Origin of the sequence: Saccharothrix hoggarensis (assembly GCF_042678885.1) — a bacterium.
GTDB classification, from domain to species: Bacteria; Actinomycetota; Actinomycetes; order Mycobacteriales; family Pseudonocardiaceae; genus Actinosynnema; species Actinosynnema hoggarensis.
This window is the reverse complement of record NZ_JBHTLK010000022.1, coordinates 20306-39595: the sequence shown is the minus strand read 5'-3', so window position 1 is coordinate 39595 and position 19290 is coordinate 20306. Positions and strand designations below refer to the sequence as shown.

The 19290-nt window shown below is 71.9% G+C and carries 19 protein-coding genes; 11 read left to right on the top strand and 8 right to left on the bottom strand.

Annotated features, from left to right (window positions below; translation table 11 throughout):
• The first annotated feature begins 2 nt into the window (after positions 1-2).
• Positions 3-1370 (top strand): tryptophanase, encoded by a 1368-nt coding sequence (locus tag ACFQ3T_RS07285; protein ID WP_380721500.1) that lies wholly within the window; start codon positions 3-5, stop codon positions 1368-1370.
• 281 nt (positions 1371-1651) lie between these two features.
• On the opposite strand, the gene ACFQ3T_RS07280 is transcribed toward ACFQ3T_RS07285, so the two are convergent.
• The 5 genes from ACFQ3T_RS07280 to ACFQ3T_RS07260 form a co-directional block, all read right to left on the bottom strand.
• A complete protein-coding gene (locus tag ACFQ3T_RS07280) occupies positions 1652-2245 on the bottom strand; it encodes a GTP-binding protein (RefSeq protein WP_380721497.1) in 594 nt (197 codons plus the stop codon).
• A complete protein-coding gene (locus ACFQ3T_RS07275; protein WP_053718070.1) occupies positions 2226-2597 on the bottom strand; it encodes a DUF742 domain-containing protein in 372 nt (123 codons plus the stop codon). The genes ACFQ3T_RS07280 and ACFQ3T_RS07275 overlap by 20 nt, the downstream gene beginning before the upstream one ends.
• Entirely contained in the window at positions 2597-3034 is a 438-nt protein-coding gene (locus ACFQ3T_RS07270) for a roadblock/LC7 domain-containing protein (RefSeq protein WP_053718071.1), read from the bottom strand. The genes ACFQ3T_RS07275 and ACFQ3T_RS07270 overlap by 1 nt, the downstream gene beginning before the upstream one ends.
• A gap of 44 nt (positions 3035-3078) precedes the next feature.
• Positions 3079-5499: a sensor histidine kinase gene (locus ACFQ3T_RS07265; RefSeq protein WP_380721493.1), complete on the bottom strand. Its 2421-nt coding sequence runs from the start codon at positions 5497-5499 to the stop codon at positions 3079-3081.
• 214 nt (positions 5500-5713) lie between these two features.
• A complete protein-coding gene (locus ACFQ3T_RS07260) occupies positions 5714-6640 on the bottom strand; it encodes an SMP-30/gluconolactonase/LRE family protein (RefSeq protein WP_380721490.1) in 927 nt (308 codons plus the stop codon).
• A gap of 262 nt (positions 6641-6902) precedes the next feature.
• On the opposite strand from ACFQ3T_RS07260, the gene ACFQ3T_RS07255 reads away from it, so the two are divergent.
• Both ACFQ3T_RS07255 and ACFQ3T_RS07250 read left to right on the top strand, forming a co-directional pair.
• A complete protein-coding gene (locus ACFQ3T_RS07255; RefSeq protein WP_380721487.1) occupies positions 6903-8315 on the top strand; it encodes a DUF1996 domain-containing protein in 1413 nt (470 codons plus the stop codon).
• 2 nt (positions 8316-8317) lie between these two features.
• Entirely contained in the window at positions 8318-8671 is a 354-nt protein-coding gene (locus tag ACFQ3T_RS07250) for an Imm1 family immunity protein (RefSeq protein WP_380721484.1), read from the top strand.
• Positions 8672-9009: 338 nt separating this feature from the next.
• Here the strand turns inward: ACFQ3T_RS07250 and ACFQ3T_RS07245 are convergent, their stop codons facing one another.
• Positions 9010-9396 (bottom strand): hypothetical protein, encoded by a 387-nt coding sequence (locus ACFQ3T_RS07245; RefSeq protein WP_380721481.1) that lies wholly within the window; start codon positions 9394-9396, stop codon positions 9010-9012.
• A 10-nt stretch (positions 9397-9406) separates the two neighbouring features.
• A complete protein-coding gene (locus ACFQ3T_RS07240) occupies positions 9407-10858 on the bottom strand; it encodes a PucR family transcriptional regulator (RefSeq protein ID WP_380721480.1) in 1452 nt (483 codons plus the stop codon).
• A 222-nt stretch (positions 10859-11080) separates the two neighbouring features.
• On the opposite strand from ACFQ3T_RS07240, the gene ACFQ3T_RS07235 reads away from it, so the two are divergent.
• The 8 genes from ACFQ3T_RS07235 to ACFQ3T_RS07200 all read left to right on the top strand — a co-directional run bounded on the left by ACFQ3T_RS07235 (position 11081) and on the right by ACFQ3T_RS07200 (position 18668).
• The gene (locus ACFQ3T_RS07235) at positions 11081-11953 is read left to right on the top strand and encodes an FAD binding domain-containing protein (RefSeq protein WP_380721478.1); all 873 of its coding nucleotides are present in this window, start codon (positions 11081-11083) and stop codon (positions 11951-11953) included.
• A 2-nt stretch (positions 11954-11955) separates the two neighbouring features.
• Positions 11956-12429, top strand: a complete 474-nt coding sequence (locus ACFQ3T_RS07230; RefSeq protein ID WP_380721476.1) for a (2Fe-2S)-binding protein — start codon at positions 11956-11958, stop codon at positions 12427-12429.
• The gene (locus ACFQ3T_RS07225; protein ID WP_380721473.1) at positions 12426-13781 is read left to right on the top strand and encodes an 8-oxoguanine deaminase; all 1356 of its coding nucleotides are present in this window, start codon (positions 12426-12428) and stop codon (positions 13779-13781) included. The genes ACFQ3T_RS07230 and ACFQ3T_RS07225 overlap by 4 nt, the downstream gene beginning before the upstream one ends.
• On the top strand, positions 13778-16003 hold the full coding sequence (locus tag ACFQ3T_RS07220) for a molybdopterin cofactor-binding domain-containing protein (RefSeq protein WP_380721470.1): 2226 nt from the start codon (positions 13778-13780) through the stop codon (positions 16001-16003). The genes ACFQ3T_RS07225 and ACFQ3T_RS07220 overlap by 4 nt, the downstream gene beginning before the upstream one ends.
• A gap of 72 nt (positions 16004-16075) precedes the next feature.
• A complete protein-coding gene (locus ACFQ3T_RS07215; protein WP_380721467.1) occupies positions 16076-16558 on the top strand; it encodes a nucleoside deaminase in 483 nt (160 codons plus the stop codon).
• 135 nt (positions 16559-16693) lie between these two features.
• The gene (locus ACFQ3T_RS07210; RefSeq protein ID WP_380721464.1) at positions 16694-16981 is read left to right on the top strand and encodes a hypothetical protein; all 288 of its coding nucleotides are present in this window, start codon (positions 16694-16696) and stop codon (positions 16979-16981) included.
• The gene (locus ACFQ3T_RS07205; protein ID WP_380721461.1) at positions 16974-17957 is read left to right on the top strand and encodes an XdhC family protein; all 984 of its coding nucleotides are present in this window, start codon (positions 16974-16976) and stop codon (positions 17955-17957) included. Before ACFQ3T_RS07210 ends, ACFQ3T_RS07205 begins: the two co-directional genes overlap by 8 nt.
• Before the next feature lie 81 nt (positions 17958-18038).
• Positions 18039-18668 carry a hypothetical protein gene (locus ACFQ3T_RS07200; RefSeq protein ID WP_380721459.1) on the top strand — a complete coding sequence of 210 codons (630 nt, stop codon included), beginning with the start codon at positions 18039-18041 and terminating at the stop codon, positions 18666-18668.
• Here ACFQ3T_RS07200 and ACFQ3T_RS07195 read toward each other — a convergent pair.
• Positions 18657-19274, bottom strand: coding sequence for a response regulator (locus ACFQ3T_RS07195; protein ID WP_380721535.1), 618 nt, complete (start codon positions 19272-19274; stop codon positions 18657-18659). The genes ACFQ3T_RS07200 and ACFQ3T_RS07195 overlap by 12 nt on opposite strands.
• Between the last annotated feature and the right edge of the window lie 16 nt (positions 19275-19290).

Below are 19290 nucleotides of genomic sequence, written 5' to 3'. Positions count from 1 at the left end.
CCATGCCCACGATGGAGCCGTACCGCATCAAGGTCGTGGAGCCCATCCCGATCACCACGCGCGCGCACCGCGAGCGGGCGCTGGCCGCCGCCGGGTACAACCCGTTCAACCTCGCCGCCACCGACGTGACGATCGACCTGCTCAGCGACTCGGGCACCGGCGCGCTGTCCGCCGAGCAGCAGGCGGCGGGGCTGCGGGGCGACGAGACCTACGCGGGCGCGCGCTCCTACTACCGGTTCCACGACGTGGTGCGCGACCTGACCGGCTACCCGCACGCCTACCCCGTCCACCAGGGGCGCGCGGCCGAGCGGATCCTGTTCACGGCGCTGCTCAAGCCCGGTCAGGTCAGCGTCAGCAACACGCACTTCGACACCACGCGCGCGAACATCGAGATCCTCGGCGGCCAGGCCGTGGACCTGCCGTGCGAGGCGGCCAAGGACCTCGACAGCGACGCGCCGTTCAAGGGCGACATCGACCTGGACGCGCTGGAGGCGATCCTGTCCGGCCCGCGGGACGTCGCCCTGGTGCTGATCACCATCACGAACAACGGCGGCGGCGGCCAACCCGTGTCGATGGCCAACATCAAGGCGGCGGGTGAGATCGCCCGGCGCCACGGCGTGCCGTTCTTCCTCGACGCGGCGCGGTTCGCCGAGAACGCGTGGCTGGTCACGCAGCGGGAGCCCGGCTACGAGAACCACACCCCGCGCCAGGTCGCGGAGGAGGCCTTCCGGCTGGCGGACGGGTGCGTGGCGAGCCTGAAGAAGGACGCGATCGTCCACATGGGAGGGTTGCTCGCGGTTCGCGACCCCGAACTGGCCGCCAGGTGCGAGCTGCTGCTGATCGCGACCGAGGGCTTCCGCACCTACGGCGGCCTCTCCGGGCGCGACCTGGAGATGCTGGCGCAGGGCCTGCTGGAGGTCACCGAACCGGAGTACCTGCGGGCGCGCGCCGACGCGACCGCGTACGTGGCGGACCTCGCCGCGGCGGCCGGCGTGGCGAGCGTGCGGCCGACCGGGGTGCACGCGGTGTACCTCAACGCCGGCCGGCTGCTGAACCACCTGCCGCCGAGCCGGTTCCCGGGGTTCGCGCTGGCCACCGAGCTGTACCTGGCGGGCGGCATCCGGTGCGCCGAGCTGGGTTCGCTGTACCTGGGCGAGCTGGACGACGCGGGCGAGCTGGTGACGCCCGCGCCGTACGAGCTGGTCCGCCTCGCCATCCCCCGCCGCGTCTACACCCAGAGCCACCTGGAGTACGTCGGCGAGACGTTGGCGGAGATCGCGAAGGAGCCGGAGCGCGTGCCGGGCTACCGGCTGACCCACGCGCCGAAGTTGTTGCGGCACTTCAACTGCCGGCTCGAACCGGTGGTGTAGCCCGGATGGGCTCGTGGTTCCTCCGAGGGCCACGAGCCCGCCGTGACGGGTCGGTGCGCGCGGTCGTCGGGCACCGCGATGCCCGGCAGTGACACCTGTGCCGTCGCGAAGGCCCGCAAGCCACGGGCCGCGCGGCGTGGGTTCGGCGAGTTGTCCACAGGTGAGGCCAGACGGTCCGAAATCGTCGGACCCGGCCAGCAGGATAAAGACAGGGGACCCCTGGCGGGGACCCCTGCGCAGCGGTTCCCGGGCTCCGTTCGAGCCCGGTCGCCGGTCGATCTCTAGGCCATCGCGTCGAGCCGGTCCATCGTGTGCTGGATCAGGCTGATCAGCACCGTCTTGGCCGACTCGCGGTTGCGCGCGTCGCACAGCACGAGCGGGATGCCCGGGTCGACGTCGAGCGCCCGCCGCACCTCTTCCACCTCGTAGTTGTGCGCGCCCTCGAAGCAGTTCACCGCGATGATGAACGGGATGCCGCGCCGTTCGAAGAAGTCGATCGACGGGAAGCTGCTGTCCAGCCTCCGCGTGTCGACCAGGATCACCGCGCCGATCGCGCCGTACGCCAGCTCGTCCCACATGAACCAGAAGCGGTTCTGGCCGGGCGTGCCGAACAGGTACAGCACCACCTCGGGGTTGATCGTGATGCGGCCGAAGTCCAAGGCGACCGTGGTGGTCTCCTTGCTCTCCAGGCCCAGCACGTCGTCGACGCCGACACCGGCCTCGGTGAGCAGCTCCTCGGTGTGCAGCGGCGGTATCTCGCTGACCGAGTTGACCATCGTCGTCTTCCCGGTGCCGAAACCACCGGCGATGACGATCTTCACTGGGGTGGGGACGAGAAGTTCCCCACCCGGCCGCTCAGATTCCACGGACACCATCCAGCACCGCCTGAAGCAGGTTCCGGTCCGGCACTTGCGGGACACGGGAAGGGTCTCGGATCACGACGTCACCACGCTGGATGAGGTCGCTCAACAGCACCTTGACGACCACGAGCGGCACGTCGAGGTAGGCGGCGACCTCCGCCACGGACAACGGACGCCGGCACAGCTCCATGATCTCCATGTGCTCGACCGACAGGGCGTCCGGGTCCGACGGCGAAGGCATCGCGCGCACCTGGGTCACCAGGTGCAGCTCGGGGCGCAGCGGACGGGTCCGGCCGCGCACCATCGCGTAGGGGCGGACCAGCGGGCCCGCGGCCTCGTCGTACCACCAGTCCTCGCGGCCGGCCATCAGGACGACCTTCGAGCGGCGGGCAGGCTCGCCGCGGCCGTGCCGCGCGGCGCCGACGACAGGTACGTGCCGACGCGCTTGACGAGCATGTTCATCTCGTAGGCGATCATGCCCATGTCGGAGTCCTCTTCGCCCAGGACGGCCAGGCAGGCGCCGTGGCCGGCCGCGGTGACGAAGAGGTAGGCGTGCTCCATCTCGACGATGGTCTGCCGCACGGCGCCGCCGCCGAAGTGCCGTCCGGTGCCGCGGGCGAGGCTCTGGAACGCCGACGCCATGGCCGACAGGTGGTCCGAGTCGTCCTTGGACAGCCCGGGCGAGCGGCCCAGCAGCAGACCGTCCGCCGAGAGCACCACCGCGTGCCGAGCTCCGACCACCCGGCCGACCAGGTCCTCCAACAACCAGTTCAGTTCGTTGTGCTGGCTGGTCATGTCGTTCATCGGGGTTGCCTTTCCGGTTTCCAGTCGTCCGGCCACTGCTGCTGTCAGGATTCGAGTTCGGTGCCAGGTGTCCGACGGGCATCACGTGTGCCGCGTTGGAACGCCGACAGGCCCTTGCGGACCCTCTCGGCTGACTTCTCCGGGTCGATCTCGGCGAGCGGTTCGGGCGAGGGGTGGAAATCGTTGCGCACCAATTGCGGCGCCAGGTTCTGCTGACGGCGCCGGCGGGGGAGTTCGGGTCGGTCGCCGGCGGTGCCGGCCGACTCCGGTTCGTCCGCGGGCCACTCCGACGTGGCACGCTTCCGCTGCGGCAGTTCCAGCTCGCCGCTGCGCTGCGACAGGTCTAGCCCGCCGCTCAGTCGTTCGACCTCTGGAAGGGGATCCTCGTTGACCGCGGCCTCGGCCTGGGCCCAGAACCCTTCCAGGTCTCGGGAACTGTCGGGAAACCTGGCGTCTCGCACTGAGTCATCGCCCTGCTCCGGGATGTCGTGGAAGGTGCGGCGCGGCAGCTGACGGGTCTCGGCCGGCTCCGTCGCCGTGGTGGGGCCCGCGACGATCGCGGACGGGATGAGCACAAGTGCCAACGTGCCGCCGTACGGCGACTCGCGCAACTCGACGTGGATACCCCGGCGGGCAGCCAACCGGGCGACCACGAACAGCCCGAGCCGGGACTCGCCGCGCAGGCGCATGGCGTCGAACTCCGGCGGGTCGGCCAGCATCGCGTTGTGCTGCTCGCGGTCCTCCGGGTTGATGCCGAGGCCGTGGTCCTCGATCTCGACCACGACGCCCTGCGGCACCTCGCTGGCGTGCACCTGGACCTGGGAGCGGGGCGAGGAGAACGCGGTGGCGTTGTCCACCAGCTCGGCGATCAGGTGGATGGTGTCGGCGACGGCGGCGCCCACCAGCGCGGTGTCCGGCACCGGGTTCACCTTCACCCGGACGTACTGCTCCGTCTCGGCGACGGCGGCGCGCAGCACGTCGAGCAGGCGCACGGGCTTGCGCCACTGCCGTCCGGGCTGCTCCCCGGCGAGGATGATCAGGTTCTCAGCGTTGCGGCGGGCGCGGGTGGCGAGGTGGTCGAGCTGGAACAGCGCGTCCAGCTGCTCCGGGTTCTCCTCCTCGCGCTCCAGCTTGTCGAGGATCTTGAGCTGGCGGTGCACGAGGCCCTGGTTGCGGTGCGCGATGTCGAGGAAGACCCGGTTCACGCCTTCACGGGCCTGGCTCTCCTTGACCGCCGCGGCGACCGCGGTGTACTGCGCGGCGTTGAACGCGTCGGCCACCTGGCCGATCTCGTCGCTGCCGTAGTCCAGCGGCGGCACCTCGACCTCGACGTCGACGTGCTTGCCCTCGCGGAGCCGGTCGACGATGTCGGGCAGCCGTTCGTGCGCCAGCGCCAGCGAGTCCTTCTTCAGCGCGGTGAGGCGGGTGATCAGGGCGCGGTTGACCAGGCGGTTCGACGTGCGGATCGCGATCAGGATGCCGATGATCACGGCGATCAGGGCGACCAGGCTGCCGATCAGCACGGTGCGGAACTTGCTCTCGCCGCGCGACATGGTCACGCCGACGGCGCTGGACGCCTGCTCGCTGACCAGCGCGGTCAGCTCCGTGGAGATGGGGCCGCTGAGGTTCTGCCACTCCTGGAGGGAACCGGCGTTCGTCGGCTTCTGGCCGTTCTGGATGAGCCTGCCCTCGAACTCGATCAGCCGCTTCCAGTCGTCGCCCTCCACCATGAACTGGTAGTGCTCGCGCACCTCGGGCCGGGCGTAGGGCGCGATCGAGTCGTAGGACGAGTGGTAGGCGCCGACGAGGTTCGCGAACTCGATGTGCTCCTCGGGCGTGAACTGACCGGCCGCGAGGGCGCTCGACGCGAGCGACGTGGCGCGGGACATCCAGTCGGCGGCCTTGAAGTACTCGGTGGCGGTGATGGCGCCCTTCACGGACTCGTGGTCGGGCACCACGCGGGCCTGCACGCTGAACAGCGCGTCACCGGCGTCGAGGAGGCTGTTGTAGTACGTGTAGATCTCGGTCTTGGACGCCCGGCCCGCTTCGAGGGACGAGCGGCGCTGCGGCAGCTGGTCCAGCAGCACGTTGAGGGCGTTGATCCGCTCGACGATCTCCGGCGGCGCCGCGGAGGCCAGCTCGGTGAACGCCTCGCGCATCTCGTCGACGGCGCGGTCGGTCTCGCCCTGCTGCACTTCCAGGTCGCTGGTGCCGCGGTCGGGCTGGCTCAGCGCGGTCATGCTCAGCTCGCGCTCCTTCTGGAGCGCGGCGAACGTCTGCACGGCGGGGATCGACGCGTCCTTCACGCCGGCGGCCACCGCACGCAGGTAGAAGCCGTCGAACAGGGTGTAGGACGAGAACAGCGCCCACATGATGAGAAGGACGATGCTGGGGACGACGACGACGCCGGTGAGACGTGAACGGATCGTCTTGTAGTTCGTCTCCGTGGTGCTCTTCTGCTTCACAGCGCTCCGCAGCCTCGTCCGTGGTGCCAGGTCAGGCGCAGCACTAGTAACGCTGCCTCTTCATCACCCGATCGGCGCGGAACGGTAACACCGGAAGATCATTATTACGAAGAGACAGCGATCACTCGCGCGACGCGACGATGAGGTTACCCAGTCGAGTGACACGGCGAACAGGGGGCCGATGTGAACTTCTGCGCACCGGCCCCCCGGACTTTCACACCTCGGGAACGGAAACGACGTTGTACGTCGTCGTGGGCGTGGGCGGGGTGGTGAAGCGGGCGTTCGGCAGGTAGAGGCGATCGCCGAACGACGCGACCGTCGTCGGCACGTCGAACCGCGGGTCGGTGACCTTGGTCACGAGCTTGCCCGCGGTGCCGTCCTTGATCAGCGAGAACACCGCGATCGTGTTCAGCCGGTTCTGCACGACGTAGAGCGTTCGGCCTTCCACCAGCAGCCCGTCACCGTTGGTGAGCACTTCGCCGTGGAGGTCGACGAGCGTCGTCTCCCCCGTTCGCGGGTCGACCCGGTGCAGTTGGCCGGTGTTGCTCTGGACGATCAGCAGCGCTTTGCCGTCCGGCGTCTCCGCGATGCCGTTCGCGTTGTTCACCCCCGGTGTCAGCACCAAGTCACCCGTCAGGGGAATGACGGAGTGCGACTCCGGCAACCCGCCGTGCCGACCGAATCCGACCCGGTAGAGCGCCGCCTTGCGGGAGTCCGTGAAGTACGCGGCGTGATCGGTGATCACGACGTCGTTCACGAACGTGTCAGAGGTCGCGAACCGATAGGACTTGAGGACCTCTCCGGTTTCCGCGTCGACCACTCGCCCGTCGCCGCCAGCGCCGCCGGCCACGAAGAGCCTGCCGCGCCGGTCCACCTTCAACCCGACCGACGCCGTGCCGGGCCCTTGGCTGAACACCTCACCCCGGCCGGTCCGCAGGTCGACGCGGAACAGGTCGCCGTCGGCGCGCGAGCCGAAGTAGGCGGTGGGTGCGGAGCCGATCGCGATGCCCTCCGGCAGGAAGCCGTTCGGCAGGGGGAATCCCGAGGGGAACGGGTGTGCTTGCGCTGCGGTGGCGGGCACGGCGGTGACGAGGGAAACCCCCAGCACCACGGCGGCCAGCGCACCGAGTGTGCGAGACATGTCCACTCCTTCTTCGCTTGTGAGGCGTCCGGAGTGTTCCGCAGCCACCCAGTCGGCGCGAAGGCTCCACGCGGTTCTACAGCAAACCGACAGGTGGGTCGATCAGCCGACCGCGGCCGGAAGTTAGGGGTCGATTGAGATAACGAACGGGTAACGGTCAGGTCGCGGACTGGGAGCGGTACGTATGCCACGGTGTCCACCGCCCACCGGCGGTCGGGGTTCGACGCACCACATCGCGTACCTACGACGAGGTGACACTTCCATGACGCGAAACCAGGGGCGGCACCGCTTCTCCCGGCGCACGAAGCTGACTGCCGGCGTGACCGGGTTGGCGCTCACGATCGGCCTGGCCGTCGCGATCAGCACCACCGGCGATCAGGGCACCGCCCAGGCGGACGGCGCCGACATCTCGCTGTTCGCCGACATCACGAAGCAGCAGCGCAACGTCCGGGAGCCGAGGCCACAGCGCGGGGCGAGCACGGGCACGTTCACCGTCGACTGCGGTCGCAACGAGAACGGCCACTTCAACCCGGACAACTTCATCGCCCAGCCGGGCGTCCGCAACGGCGCGGAGCACCTGCACGACTACGTCGGCAACGTCTCGACCGACGCCGACTCCACGAACGAGAGCCTGCTCGAAGCCGACACCACCTGCAAGAACGGCGACAAGTCGGCTTACTTCTGGCCGGTGGTCCGGATCGACCGCGAGGACGAGGACGAGGAGCCGGGCCAACCGGCCGCCGCCGAGGTCGAGTGCCCGGACGTGCGGCGGAAGCTGCGGGACGTGCCACGCCAGGCCAAGGCCGAGGTGGACCGCAACCTCCAGGCGATGAACGACCAGATCGCGGAGGCCAACGGGAAGCTCGAGGACGCCGCGGAGGTCGACGACCCCGAGTTCGTCAACAACGCCGTGCTGCGGCCGTTGCGGGACAAGCGGACCACGTCGATCGAGCGGATCACCGAGGCGATCGACCGGGTCGGCCCACGGCCGCGCGGGCTGAAGCGGCTGGCGCCGTGCACGGTGAAGGATGGTGACGCGAACGACGCCAAGGTCGCCGAGGCGGCCCAGGAGGCCGAAGCCGACGCGCCGGAGAAGGGCGACGGCAAGAGCGCCAGTGACGAGAACGAGTTGCCGGGCAACGAGGGCGAGATCCAGCGCCCCGAGGTCGTGAACATCACGTTCCGCGGCAGCCCGGCCGGCAAGGTGGAGCCGATGCCGCAGTTCCTGCGGGTGCTGTACGGCGACGCGAAGGTGTCCACGAACGGCCCGAAGAACGCGCGGAACTCGTGGACCTGCACCGGGTTCGAGGACAAGGTGCTGATGAACAAGTACCCGATCTGCCCCGAGGGCAGCAAGGTCAAGCGCGTCCACGACTTCGCGAGCTGCTGGGACGGCGAGAACACCGACAGCGCCAACCACCGCGACCACATCGTCTACCCGAACGGGAACGGCGAGTGCCCGCGAGGTTTCAAGGCCGTGCCGCAGCTGCGGATCAGCCTGACCTACGACATCCCGCGGGACGTGCAGGTGGCCGGCCAGTACGCGGTCGACGCCTTCCCGCAGGAAGAGCACAACCCGTTCTCCGACCACGACGACTTCGCGAACGTCATGTCGGAGGAGATCATGAACCGCCTGGTGCAGTGCGTGAACTCCGGCCGCCGGTGCAGGGAGTGACGATGATCCAGGCGAACTTCGCATCCGGTGTGGACGAACTCCGCGCCACCGAGGACGTGGTCCGGCTGCTCGGCCGGCCGGCGGTGGGCCGTGACGCCACGCTGGTGCACGCCGACTGCCCGGACCACCGGGTGTGGGTGGGCGTGCGCGGCGACCGCGGGGTGATCCTGTTCGCCGACGTGATCACCGACTCGTGGGCCGGCCTCGGCGAGGGTCCGCGCCGCCGTCCCCGGTGCGCCGGGGTCAGCTTCCCCACCCACTGCGAGGTCCCGGTCGCCGACTTCGCCGTCACGATCGAGGGGTTCCTCGCCACGGGACAGCGCCCGACGCTCGTGCCGTGGCAGCAGGTGAGGTGAGGAAGACGCCATCCCCGGCCTGCGCGGCGGCGGGTCGGGGATGGCCCCTTGCCGGACCGCCGCGTGGCGGGAGTGCCGGCGCGCGCGTGGCGGGGCGGACGTGCCAGCGGGACGGGGCGGGCGCGGCGGGACGGGATCGCCAGTGCGGTGTCGGCGCTTGCGGGACTCGGCCCGGCCGCCACGTGATCGCGGGCACCTCGGCCCGGCGGCAAACGCGATCGCGGGCAGCTCGGCATGGTGGCCGCGCGGTCAGGCGGTGCTGAGCCAGGCGGCCGTGGTGGAGCGATGCTGAGCCGGGCGTCCCCGCGATCGCGGAACCGAGCCCGGTCGCGTGAGCATCAGGGGATGCGCAGGCCGGCGGAGCGCAGCGACTCCTCTACGCGCAGCCGTTCGACCTCGCGGTCCACGCCTTCCAGCAGCGTGTCGAACCGGTGCTCCACGTCCAGCGCCGCGCACGCCTGCACCAGCAGGGCGTCGTAGGCCTGCCGCGCCCCCGCCCGGCGGGCTTGTGGCGTTCCGGGCGGCACGTGGGCGAGCAGTCGGTGGACCCGCCGCAGGTCCGCCGCCACCTGCTCGATCGGCGGGCCGGACGCGGCGGGTGCGCGGTGGCGCGGGTCCAGTCGACGCAGGTAGCGGGGGACGTTGAGCACGACCCAGCACAGCGCGGACGGCGCGAGGGCGACGCCCGCGTAGAGCGCGATGGTGCCCCATGGCACGGCGGCCATGGTTCGAGTATCACCCCGCCTGCAGGGCCAGGTACAGGTCGACCCGCTGGGTGAAGTCGGACAGGTCGGCGCCGAGCAGGTCCTCGACCCGGCCGACGCGGTAGCGCAGGGTGTTCACGTGGACGTGCAGGCGCGCGGCGGCCGTGGTCCACGAGCCGGAGCAGTCGAGGAACACCCGCAACGTGCCGACCAGGTCGGAACCGTGCTCGGCGTCGTAGTCGAGCACCGGTCCGAGCAGCCGGCGGCGCAGCGAGCGGCGCAGGTCCTCGGGCACGCCGGCCAGCAACAGCTGGTGGAGCGCGATCTCCTCCCCCGCCACCACGCACGTCCGGCCGGTCCGCCGCTCGCCGAGCCGCCGCGCGTGCGACGCCTCCTCCGCCGCGCCGCGCAACCCGGCGTGCCCGACCGGCGACGAGATGCCGACCAGCACCCTGGTGTTCCGCAGCCCCGGTTCCACGGTCCGCAACGCCGACCGGACGCCCTCGGCCCACGGCTCGGACGGCGCCAGCGCGTACACCTCCGTGCCGACGGCGGCCACCAGGAACCGCGGCGTGACGGACGCCAGCACCTCCTCCACCAGGGCGACGGCGTGCTCGACCGGCCCGTCCGACACGGACGCCACCAGCACCCGGAGCGGCACGTCCGGGTCCCAGCCGACAGCCGCCACCCGCTCCGCCACGTCACCGCCGGCGAGCACCTGGCGCAGCAACGGCCCGGCGGCGCGGTTCTCGATCTCCCGCCCCTGCACGACCCGCGCCCGCTCCACACCGACGAGGCTGGCCAGCTCGGCGGCGACCTCGTCGTGCGCCCGGTCACCGGACACCGCGAGGATCCACGCGGTCAGCCGGGAGCCGCCGCGCGTGGACACCGGCAGCAACGTCGTGCCGCGCACGACCTTGGGCAGCCGGTCGGCCAGCAGGAACTCCCGGACCAGGCCGGCGGCGTCCGGCGGTTCCTGCCCGGCGACGACGTGCCCGGTGCACGACAGCACGACGCACGACGCCTCCAGCTCCGCCGCACCGGCCGCCACCAGCTCGGACAGCCCGCCGCCCTCGGCGACCACGGTCAACAGCCGCCGGTGCCTGCCGAGCTGCGCGCCCGCGTCGCCCACCCGTTCCGCGGCCAGCTCCAGGACCACGCGCTCGGTGATGGTCGCGAACGACAGGTCGACCGGCACCTCCAGCAGCGGCACGCCGTGCCGTTCGCACGCCTCGACCAGCGCGGACGGCAATTCGCCGGCTTCGGGCGGGCTGGCCGCCAGAGCGGCGACCCCCGAGGCCGCCAACGACGCGACAAACGTGTCGCAATCGGCCGCCGTCCGGTGCCACAACAGCCCGGAGAGCACCAGCTCGCCACCGGACAGGTAACGGGCCGGATCGGGCAGTTCGGTGCCGTAGAGCCTGGTCACGGGCCGGTCCAGCGCGTCCGCCCCGCCGACGAGCCGCAAGCGGAGTTCCGGCATCCCGAGAAGGCTCCGAACCAGCAACACGGCCGCCTCCTCCGGGACACACGGGCGGTTAAGGATCGTCCGATGGTGTTTGTAGGAAAGCACAAATCGCACCACCGGAGGAGCCTGGGATTCATGCACCGCCGCCGTAGCCGATCACCCGCCCCGGTCTGTGTACTGGCTCACACACCACGCACCGTCCTGTCCACCGCGCACTCCGGCCGACCGAGGTAGCTGATGGATTTCCTCCGCCCCGACAGCCTCGCCGAGGCGCTGGCCCTCAAGGCGCAGCGCCCGGACGCCGTGCCCATCGCCGGCGGCACGGACGTGATGGTGGAGCTGAACTTCGACCACCGCCGCCCGCCCGCGCTGCTCGACCTCACCCGCATCGCCGAGCTCCGCGGCTGGGACCAGGCGGACGGCGCCGTGCGCATCGGCTCCGGCGTCCCGTACACCCGGATCATCGACGAGCTGGGCGCCCGGCTGCCCGGACTCGCGATGGCGTCCCGCACGGTCGGCTCGCCGCAGATCCGCAACCGCGGCACGGTCGGCGGCAACCTCGGGGCCGCGTCGCCCGCGGGCGACACGCACCCGGTGCTGCTCGCCGCGGACGCCGTCGTGGAGGCCGCCTCGACCAGGGGCACCCGGCTCATCCCCGCCACCGGGTTCTACCTGGGTGTGAAGCGCCACGCGCTGGAACCCGACGAGCTGATCACGGCGGTCCACGTGCCCGTGACCGACGCGCCGCAGCAGTTCTCCAAGGTCGGCACCCGCAACGCCATGGTGATCGCGGTGTGCTCGTTCGCCGTGGCCCTGCACCCGACCCGGCAGCGGGTCGGCGCGGCGGTCGGCAGCGCCGCGCCCACGCCGCGCCGGGCATCGGCGGCCGAGGACTTCCTGTCCGCCGAGCTGACCGACACGAACCAGTGGGAGTCGCCGAAACCGCTGCTGGACTCGGTGAAACGGCGGTTCGGGGACCTGGTCGCGGAGGCCGCGAGCCCCATCGACGACGTGCGCGGCTCGGCCGCGTACCGCAAGCACGCCCTCTCCGTGCTGGCCCGCCGCACGCTCGACTGGGCCTGGCACGACTACTCCGAGAAGGTGGCCTGACCATGCGCGTGAACGTGACGGTGAACGGCGAGCCCCGGCAGGCCGACGACGTGTGGGAGGGCGAGAGCCTGCTGTTCCTGCTGCGCGAGCGGCTGGGCCTGCCAGGCTCCAAGAACGCCTGCGAGCAGGGCGAGTGCGGCTCGTGCACGGTGTACCTGGACGACATGCCGGTGTGCTCCTGTCTGGTCGCCGCGGGCCAGGTTCAGGACCGCGAGGTGCGCACGGTGGAGGGCCTGGCCGACGGCGACCGGCTGGACCCCGTGCAGGAGGCGTTCGTGGCGGCGGGCGCGGTGCAGTGCGGGTTCTGCACGCCCGGTCTCGTGGTGGCCGCGCACGACCTGCTGGAACGGGTGCCGAAGCCGAGCGACCCGGAGATCCGGGAAGCCCTGGCCGGGAACCTCTGCCGCTGCACCGGTTACGAGAAGATCCTCGACGCGGTGCGCCTGGCAGCGGAGCGGAAGGGCGCCCGCCCGTGACGCCGACCATCATCGACGGCGTCGCGGTGGCCGCGGTGGACGCCGCGGGCACCGAGTTCGCGTTCGGCCACGTCGTGGTCGAGCACGGCCGGATCACCGCGGTGGGCGCGGGCCAGGCCCCGCGGCCGAACGGCCCCCACACGTGGATCGACGGCACCGGCTGCCTGGTCACGCCCGGTCTGGTCAACACGCACCACCACCTCTACCAGTGGGCCACGCGGGGCATCGCCCAGGACGCCACGCTGTTCGAGTGGTTGACCACGCTCTACCCGGTGTGGCGCGGCCTGGACGCCGAGATCACGCACGCCGCGGCGTCCGCCGGGCTGGCGAAGCTCGCGACCACCGGGTGCACTACCGCCGCCGACCACCACTACGTCTTCCCCCGCGAGGGCGGCGACCAGTTCGAGGCCCTGGTGAGCGCCGGCAAGCGCATCGGCCTTCGCCTGCACGCCATCCGCGGCTCCATGGACCGCGGCCGGTCGCACGGCGGCCTCCCCCCGGACAACCTGGTCGAGGACACCGAGACCGCGCTGATCGCCACCGAGCAGGCCGTCAACGACCACCACGACCCCCGCCCCGACGCGGTGGTCCGGGTGGCCGTCGGTCCGTGCTCGCCGTTCTCGGTCAGCCCGGAGCTGATGACCGGCGCGGCGGAGCTCGCCCGCGCCAAGGGCGTCCGGCTGCACACCCACCTCGCCGAGACGGTCGACGAGGAGGAGCAGTGCCAGGCCGAGTTCGGCTGCACGCCCACCGAGTACGCCGAACGCCTCGGCTGGCTCGGTGACGACGTGTGGCTCGCGCACACCGTGCACCTGTCGCCGGACGCGGTGAAGCGGCTGGGCGCCACCGGCACCGGCAGCGCGCACTGCCCCACGTCCAACGGCCGGTTGGGCACCGGCATCGCCCCGGTCCGCGACCTGCTGGACGCGGGCGCCCCGGTCGGCCTCGGGGTGGACGGCGCCGCGTCCAACGAGTCCTGCGGGATGGTCGAGGAGTTGCACCAGGCGGTGCTGCAGGCCCGCCAGCGCGGTGGGCCGAAGGCCATGGACGTCCGGCAGGCGCTGTGGCTGGGCACGATGGGCGGCGCGCGCTGCCTCGGGCGGGCCGACGAGATCGGCTCCATCGAGCCGGGCAAGCTCGCCGACCTCGCCGTGTGGCGGCTGGACGGCCTGGACCACGCGGGCATCGACGACCCGGTGGCCGCCCTCGTCCTCGGGCCGCTGCCGAAACTGAAGCTGCTCATGGTGGGCGGCCGGACCGTGGTGGACGACGGCGAGCTGCGCACCGCCTCCGACACCGACCTCGCGCGCGACCTGCGCGCCGCCGCCGAGCGACTGAAGGGGACGCGATGAGCCTCACCCCCGCCGAACTGACCTCCGCCGTGACCGGCGGCATCGGCACCAACGCGCAGCGGCCCGACGGGAACCTGAAGGTGCGCGGCGAGTTCGCCTACGCCTCGGACCTGTGGCACGAGGACATGATCTGGGGCGCGACGCTGCGCAGCCCGCACCCGTACGCGCGGATCGTCTCCGTCGACCTCACCGAGGCGTTGCGGGTTCCGGGCGTCTACGCCGTGCTGACCCACGCGGACGTGCCGGGGCTCAACCGGTACGGACTGGAGCACAAGGACCAGCCGGTGCTCGCCGAGGACGTGGTGCGCTACCAGGGCGAACCGGTCGCCCTGGTCGGTGCGGACCACCCCGAGACCGCGCAACGCGCGATGAAGCGCATCAAGGTCGAGTACGAGGTGCTCACGCCGGTGGTCGACATGGAGACGGCCGTGGACGACACGCCGCTGCACCCCGGCGGCAACCTCGTGCGGCACGTCCCCATCCGGCGCGGCGACCAGGACGCGCGAGCCGAGGTCGTGGTCACCGGCCGGTACGAGGTCGGCATGCAGGACCAGGCGTTCCTGGGCCCCGAGTCGGGGCTGGCCGTGCCCGCCGAGGACGGCGGCGTCGACCTCTACATCGCCACCCAGTGGCTGCACGTCGACCAGGGCCAGGTCGCGGCCGCCCTGGGCCTGCCGCTGGAGAAGGTGCGGCTCACGCTCTCCGGGGTCGGCGGTGCGTTCGGCGGGCGCGAGGACCTGTCCATGCAGGTGCACGCGTGCCTGCTGGCGCTGCACACCGGCAAGCCGACGAAGATGGTCTACAACCGCGAGGAGTCCTTCTACGGCCACGTGCACCGGCACCCGGCGGTGCTGCGCTACGAGCACGGCGCGGACCGCACGGGCAAGCTCGTGTACGTCAAGGCCACGATCCACCTCGACGGCGGCGCGTACGCCTCCAGCACGTCCGCCGTGGTGGCCAACGCGGCGACGCTCGGTGTCGGCCCCTACGACGTGGACAACGTGACCGTGGACTGCTACGGCGTCTACACGAACAACCCGCCGTGCGGCGCGATGCGCGGGTTCGGCGCGGTGCAGGCCGGCTTCGCCTACGAGTCGCAGATGGACAAGCTCGCCGAGGCGCTGGGCATGGACCCGGTGGACGTCCGGATCGTCAACGCGATGAGCGAGGGTTCGGTCATGCCGACCGGGCAGGTGGTCGACTCGGCCGCGCCCGTCGCGCAACTGCTGAAGCTGGTGAAGGACAAGCCCTTGCCGCCGCCCAGCGCCGTCGTGGACCTGCGGGACATGCCCGGCGGCGTCTCCAACACCACCCACGGCGAAGGCGTGGTGCGCGGCGTCGGCTACGCGGTCGGCATCAAGAACATCTGCTTCTCCGAGGGCTACGACGACTACTCCACCGCGCGGGTCCGGTTGCAGGTGATCAACGGCGAGCCGGCCGCGCTGGCGCACACGGCGGCGGCGGAGGTCGGCCAGGGCCTGGTGACGATCATGCAGCAGATCGTGCGCACCGAGCTGGGCGTCGAGCGGGTCACGATCCTGCCCATGGACACCAGCATCGGCAACGGGGGCTCCACCTCCGCGTCCCGGCAGACCTACGTCACCGGCGGTGCGGTGAAGGCCGCCTGCGCGGCCGTGCGCGAGAAGCTGACCAAGCTCGCCGGCGGCCGCGATCCGTCCACTGTGGACTTGGCCGCGCTGCTGGGCGACGAGGTGGTCGACGAGACCGTGGAGTGGCGGCACCGGGCCACCGAGCCCATCGACCCGGAGACCGGGCAGGGCAACGCGCACGTGCAGTACGGGTTCGCGGCGCACCGCGCCGTGGTGGACGTGGACGTGGAGCTGGGCATGGTGAAGGTGGTCGAGCTGGACTGCGCGCAGGACGTGGGCAAGGCGCTGAACCCGCAGGCCGTGCTGGGGCAGATCCAGGGCGGCTCGGCGCAGGGCCTCGGCCTGGCGGTGATGGAGGAGATCCAGGTCGTGGGCGGCAAGGTGCGCAACCCGTCGTTCACCGACTACCTCATCCCGACCGTGCTGGACATGCCGCCGATGAGCATCGACGTGCTGGAGCTCGCCGACCCGAACGCGCCGTACGGCGTGCGCGGCGTCGGTGAACCGCCCACCATCTCGTCCACCCCGGCCATCGTCGCGGCCATCCGCGCCGCCACCGGCCTCGCCCTGAACCGCGTGCCCGTGCGACCGGAGCACATCACCGGCACCTGAGCCCCGCGCACCGACCCGCCCCGCACGCCGCGGCCGCCGCGGCGCGCACGCGCACGCCCCGAGGAGCACCCCATGACCACGTCCGTCTCCCCCGACCACGCCTGGCTGCGCGAGTCGATCGACCTGGCCACCCGCAACGTCGCCGCGGGCGGCGGCCCGTTCGGCGCGGTGATCGTGCGGGCCGGCGCGGTGATCGCCACCGGCACCAACCAGGTCACGCCCACGCTCGACCCGACCGCGCACGCCGAGGTCGTCGCCATCCGGGCGGCGTGCCAGGCCGTCGGCGACTTCCGGCTCACCGGCTGCGTGCTCGTGTCGTCGTGCGAGCCGTGCCCGCTGTGCCTGTCCGCCGCGCTCTGGGCGCGGGTGGACCGGGTCGTCTACGCCGCCGACCGGCATGACGCCGCCGCGGCCGGGTTCGACGACCGCGAGTTCCACGACCTGTTCGGCCGGCCCCGCGACACGTGGAGCCTGCCGGTGCGCCAGGTCTCCACGGGCGAGGACCACGCGCCGTTCACGGCGTGGCTGTCGCGCGCCGACCGCGTCGACTACTAGCCGGAGGAACCCGAGCAGGCGACCGACACCGGAGCGGCCACGAGCCGACCGGAGCGTCGGGACGAGCGAGAGGACCCATTTCACCGCGTCCGGTGAGGCCGTGCCGGACGGGACCACGGGCACGGGAAGGACGCCATGACGCGGCTCAGGGACGACCTCCCCGCGCGGACCGCACGACCCGACCGGTTCTTCCACGTCGGCGACCGCGGCAGCACCACGGGCCGGGAAGCGCGCGGCGGCACCCCCACCGCGTCGTCGCCCGACTCGGTGTTCCCCGACTCGGTGGCGGGCGTGCCCGCACCGGCCGCCGCACCCAGGCTCGTGTTCGGCGGGCTGATCACCGTGATCGCGGTTCTCGTCGTCCTCCGCTTCGGGGTCGACCGGATCACCGCGGTCCTGCGCTTGGGAGGATCTCGTGCGTGAGTTGGCCGCTTCGGTGCTGGAGTGGACCGGGCCGTTCGCCGTCGCTTCCGTCGTGTCGGTGCGCGGCAGCGCGCCCCGACCGGTGGGCGCGGCGCTGGCCGTGCACCCGGACGGGCGCGTGGTGGGCAGCGTGTCGGGCGGGTGCGTCGAGGGCGCCGTGTACGAGTTGGCGCTCGAAGTGCTCGCCACGGGCACGCCGAGGCTGGCGCGCTTCGGGTACTCGGCCGAGGACGCGTTCGCGGTCGGTCTCACGTGTGGTGGCGAGCTGGAGGTCTTCGTCCAGCTCGCCACCCCGGAGATCCGGGCGGCGATGCGGGCGGCGGTGGAGGGGCGTCCGGTGGTGTTGACGAGGTCGTTGGTCATGGGGACAGGTTCGGTGGAATTCCCGGAGTCCGCACCCACTTCCTCGTCGGTTGTGGACAACTCGCTCGTCGAGTCCTGGGGAACGGCGCCGCGCCTGCTCGTGTTCGGGGCGATCGACTACGCCTCGGCGGTGGCGCGACAAGGGAAGTTCCTGGGATATCACGTGACCGTGTGCGACGCACGTCCGGTCTTCGCCACTGTGGACAGGTTCCCGCACGCCGACGACGTGGTGGTCGACTGGCCGCACCGGTACCTGGCCGCGACGCCGACCGACACGTCCACCGCGGTGTGCGTGCTGACGCACGATCCCAAGTTCGACGTGCCGCTGCTGAAGACCGCGCTGCGGCTGCCGTTGGCGTTCGTGGGCGCGCTCGGCTCCCGCCGCACGCACCTCGACCGGGTGGCCCGGCTGCGCGCGGAAGGCGTCACCGACGCGGAACTGGCCCGCCTGCGCTCCCCCATCGGTCTCGACCTCGGCGCGGCCACGCCCGAGGAGACGGCGGTGTCCATCGCCGCCGAGCTCGTCGCGGTGCGGCGCGGTGGCGGCGGTCTGCCCCTGTCCTGGACCGAAGTCCCGATCCACAAGGACGCCGCTGCGGTGTGTGGCGCGTAGCGCGCTCCGCCACCGGTGCGTGGTGGCGAGGAGCACCGCGGTACCGCATGCCGTCCGCCATGCCCTGATATGGTCCGCCGCATGCGATTCGGGGGGCTCGTCCTGGTGCTGTTCGTGCTGGTCGGCTGCACCGCGGAGGCGCCGGCCGCGCCGCAGCCCTCCGCCGCGACGACGACCGCGGCCCCGGCTCCCGATCCGGCCGCACTCCAGGCGCGGGTCACCGAGGCGCGCATCCCGGACGACGCGATCGCGCGGCTCGGCTTCCAGCCGCAGGGCAGCGAGGAGGGCGCCGGCTTCGTCGTGCTCTGCCCGGACGAGCTGGCGACCGACGGCGACAGGGCGACCGTCCAGGAGACCCACTCCTGGACGAGTCCCGGCACCGCCCTCCAGCAGACGATCATCCCGTACGTCCGGGACGGCGCGGCCAAGGAGACCGTGGACCTCGCGCGGGCGTCGCTGGAGTGCGCGCCGATCGAGGTCGACGGCGGCACCTACACGCCGGTGGACGAGCTGAACGTGGTCGACATGCGTGCCGACGCCCAGTTCGCCATGTGCTTCCACAAGTCCGACGACGACACGCACGTGTGCCACCTGCTGCTGAGCAAGGCGGACATGCTGGTCGTCCTCACGCACGTCGGGAAGACCGAGGGCCTGGCCGCGATGGCGTTCGCGATCGCGGGACGTGCCGCGGCGGAACGGCTAAGCGCCTAGCAGCCCGCGTTCGTAGGCGACCGCGACGGCCGCGGCGCGGTCCTTCACGCCCAGCTTCGCGTAGACGTGCACCAGGTGCGTCTTCACGGTCGCCTCGCTGATGAACAGCTTCGCCGCCGCGTCGCGGTTCGTGCAGCCGCGGGCGATGAGGCCCAGCACCTCCACCTCGCGGTCGCTCAACGGCTCGGCCGCCGGCTGCCGCACCTGGCCCAGCAGCCGCGTCGCCACCGACGGCGACAGCACCGCCTCGCCCTTGGCCGCCGAGCGCACCGCGCGGAACAGCGCGTCCCGCGGCGTGTCCTTCACCAGGTAGCCGGTCGCGCCGGCCTTGATCGCGGGCAGCACGTCGCTGTCCGTGTCGTACGTGGTCAGCACCAAGACGCGGGTCGGGAAGCCGCGCAGCCGCTCGATGGCCGTGACGCCGTCCACGCCCGGCATCCGCAGGTCCATCAGCACGACGTCCGGCCGCACGGCCCGCACCACGGCCACGGCCTCCTCGCCGTCCGCGGCCTCGCCCACCACCTCGACGTCACCCGCGCCGCCGAGCATCCCGCGCAGCCCGTCGCGCACCACCGGGTGGTCGTCCACGATCACCACGCGGATCACCGGATCGCCGCTCACG